Here is a 2,299-nt window from a genome sequence, read left to right as displayed (position 1 = left end):
TATATAGAGACTCAAGTTTTCCACCGAACTCCGATAAGAAAGTATAGGAGTGTGGAATGAGTTTAGTTTACATCGTGACGGCCAATCAAATCGAAGGAAAGCAGATCTTCGAAACTCTTTCTCAAATCGATACAACCCGTTACCGTTTAGAATTCGAATTGCTTAGACCCATGCAGTTGCCTCAATTGATTCAACCAGGGGTTGATCTTGTGGTTTATAACTCTCCTCATCCTTTGAATATTACTCTGAAGCAGCAGTTCCAAAATTGGCGAAAACGGGGATTTCTCTCCTCGGTTTTGATGCTGAGTAAACTTCCCGATTTAAATATGGTTCGCGATTTTGAAGATATTAAAAACTTTTTAGTTCTTGAAAAGCCTTACGAACCTCGTGAACTTCGAGGCATTTCCTCCAAATTGTTAAATTCGGTCGAAGTTCAACAGCGTCGCTTTCGCCGATTTAATACCAATCAAAAAGTTGAGATTGTGTCCTATAAGACAGACTTTAAATCGAAATCACGTGTCGAAAATATTTCGATGGGTGGTTTGTGTATAGAGGGCGCGTGCGCAAATCTGCAGGTGGGTGATCTTCTTAAAATTCACTTTGTTCTCGATAAGATCAACGCGGACCGTGTGATGCATGCGCGCGTCGTTTGGGTGACCAGCGGTGCGACCGAAATGGCCGGAGTGCAGTTCGTCCGCGAAGAAGATGTTTACAATGATCTCCTCAATGCTATAGGCTAAGCGCCTGTGACGTTTCTTTTAAAAGATGATTTTCTCGAGGTGATATTAAATTCACCAAAAACACGAAATGCGTTGAGCGTGACCCATGCTCGCGAACTTAAATCCTTTCTAAAAAATAAAAATCTGCGCGGCCTGATTCTTAGATCTGTGGGTCCGGTTTTTTGCTCGGGCGGAGACTTAGGTGAATACGCTCGTCTTAGCACTAAAGCTCAAGGTACAAGAATGAATCGTGAGATCTCTGAGGCGCTATCCACCTTAGCTCATTTTCCTGCGCCGAAATTGGCTCTCGTCGATGGAGATTGTTACGGAGGGGGCGTCGAGCTGATTTCGTGTTGTGATTGGATCGTATCCACTCCTAAAAGTTTTTTTGCCCTTTGGCAGCGTCGAATGACGTTGAGCTTTGGTTGGGGTGGATACCAACGTTTAAAGACAAGAATGTCGGAATCTGCGATCAAAGCGTGGATTCAATCGGGAGACACCAAGTCCTCTTACTGGGCGCAGTCTCAAGGTTTGATTAACGACATCATCCACGAAAAAAACGTCATCGAATATCTTGAGCAATGGAAAGCACAGCAGTTGCTGCTCACGACGAGCTCATTTACATCGATTCAAAGATTGACGGGGACGAATGAGCGTACACTTTTTGATAAACTTTGGTGGTCTAAGGAACATCTTCAGAAGTTGAAGTCTAAAGGTAATCGTAAATAGACTTGCACTGGCGCACGAAAGGGCGAGCATCATCGATGGCCGCGACCGTAGTGACGCAGCTTCTTAAAACTCCAGCAAAAAACGGCACCTTGTCGCTTAAGACCAACTCAGCCTGATTTTTTTGAGTCTCTTTCCCGGCCTCTTGGACGACAATGTCATAAAGAATTTGCGTGGCCTCGAGATCACAAGCATTCGCTACGGGGCAGGGCTCTCGCTCTTCGACTTTGAGCGGACGAGGGACCATTATTTTTGTGACTCGAAGATTGTGAAACGTCACTTTCACAGAGGACGTGGGTTCATCACCATCTTCCACCGGTTGTGGCTCTTCAACTTCATCTGGTGGAGGCTCCGGATTCTTGAGAATTCCGTAAACGTCTTTGTACTTGTAGGTGGGCTTACCCTCCGCCAGATGGTCGACAACTTCGCGGACGGTGGTGATTGAGAAATAGTCTTCGAAATCCTCGCGCTCGACGACAGTGATTGCTTCTTCCTCGATCAATAGACTCGAGGGGAGTTGCGAAGAAAACAATTCTTGGGATTTAATAAAATAGGCGAACTCGCCCTTCTGGATTTTCTGAACATCCAATAGTGCCAAGGCTTCAGTTTGGGCTTTAAGAATCTCTTCCACGGCGACTTCAGGCCCCCAATTTTGGGATTGATCTTTTTTGTCGCAGGCCAAAAGAATCCCCATGAGGATTCCGCAGATCACAAAAGAGCGCATTAAATAGAATCCCAGCCCCAGATCCAGCAAGGAAGCGGGAAGACACGATTTAATGTCGCCGCGGTTCGTTCGCTAAACTGGTGAATTTCAGATGGCTTTTGGGGCCCAAAGAACAAGTGAACCATATCGC

The 2,299-nt window shown here is 45.7% G+C and carries 3 protein-coding genes; 2 read left to right on the top strand and 1 reads right to left on the bottom strand.

What is annotated here, in order from left to right; genetic code table 11:
• Window positions 1–56: 56 nt before the first annotated feature.
• Together K2Q26_16030 and K2Q26_16025 are read left to right on the top strand one after the other, a co-directional pair.
• Window positions 57–740 carry a PilZ domain-containing protein gene (locus K2Q26_16030; GenBank protein ID MBY0317028.1) on the top strand — a complete coding sequence of 228 codons (684 nt, stop codon included), beginning with the start codon at window positions 57–59 and terminating at the stop codon, window positions 738–740.
• A 6-nt stretch (window positions 741–746) separates the two neighbouring features.
• Window positions 747–1,448: an enoyl-CoA hydratase/isomerase family protein gene (locus tag K2Q26_16025; protein ID MBY0317027.1), complete on the top strand. Its 702-nt coding sequence runs from the start codon at window positions 747–749 to the stop codon at window positions 1,446–1,448.
• On the opposite strand, the gene K2Q26_16020 is transcribed toward K2Q26_16025, so the two are convergent.
• Window positions 1,429–2,169: a hypothetical protein gene (locus K2Q26_16020; protein ID MBY0317026.1), complete on the bottom strand. Its 741-nt coding sequence runs from the start codon at window positions 2,167–2,169 to the stop codon at window positions 1,429–1,431. The genes K2Q26_16025 and K2Q26_16020 overlap by 20 nt on opposite strands.
• Window positions 2,170–2,299 lie beyond the last annotated feature (130 nt).

This window comes from Bdellovibrionales bacterium (assembly GCA_019750295.1).
Taxonomy (GTDB): domain Bacteria; phylum Bdellovibrionota; class Bdellovibrionia; order Bdellovibrionales; family JAGQZY01; genus JAIEOS01.
The sequence above is the reverse complement of the archived record's forward strand: the minus strand, read 5'-3'. Positions and strand labels throughout refer to the sequence as shown.

Bases quoted from the DNA above. Each gene is read 5' to 3' on its own strand.
- K2Q26_16020 (MBY0317026.1), bottom strand. From the start codon at position 2,169: ATGCGCTCTTTTGTGATCTGCGGAATCCTCATGGGGATTCTTTTGGCC.
- K2Q26_16030 (MBY0317028.1), top strand. From the start codon at position 57: ATGAGTTTAGTTTACATCGTGACGGCCAATCAAATCGAAGGAAAGCAG.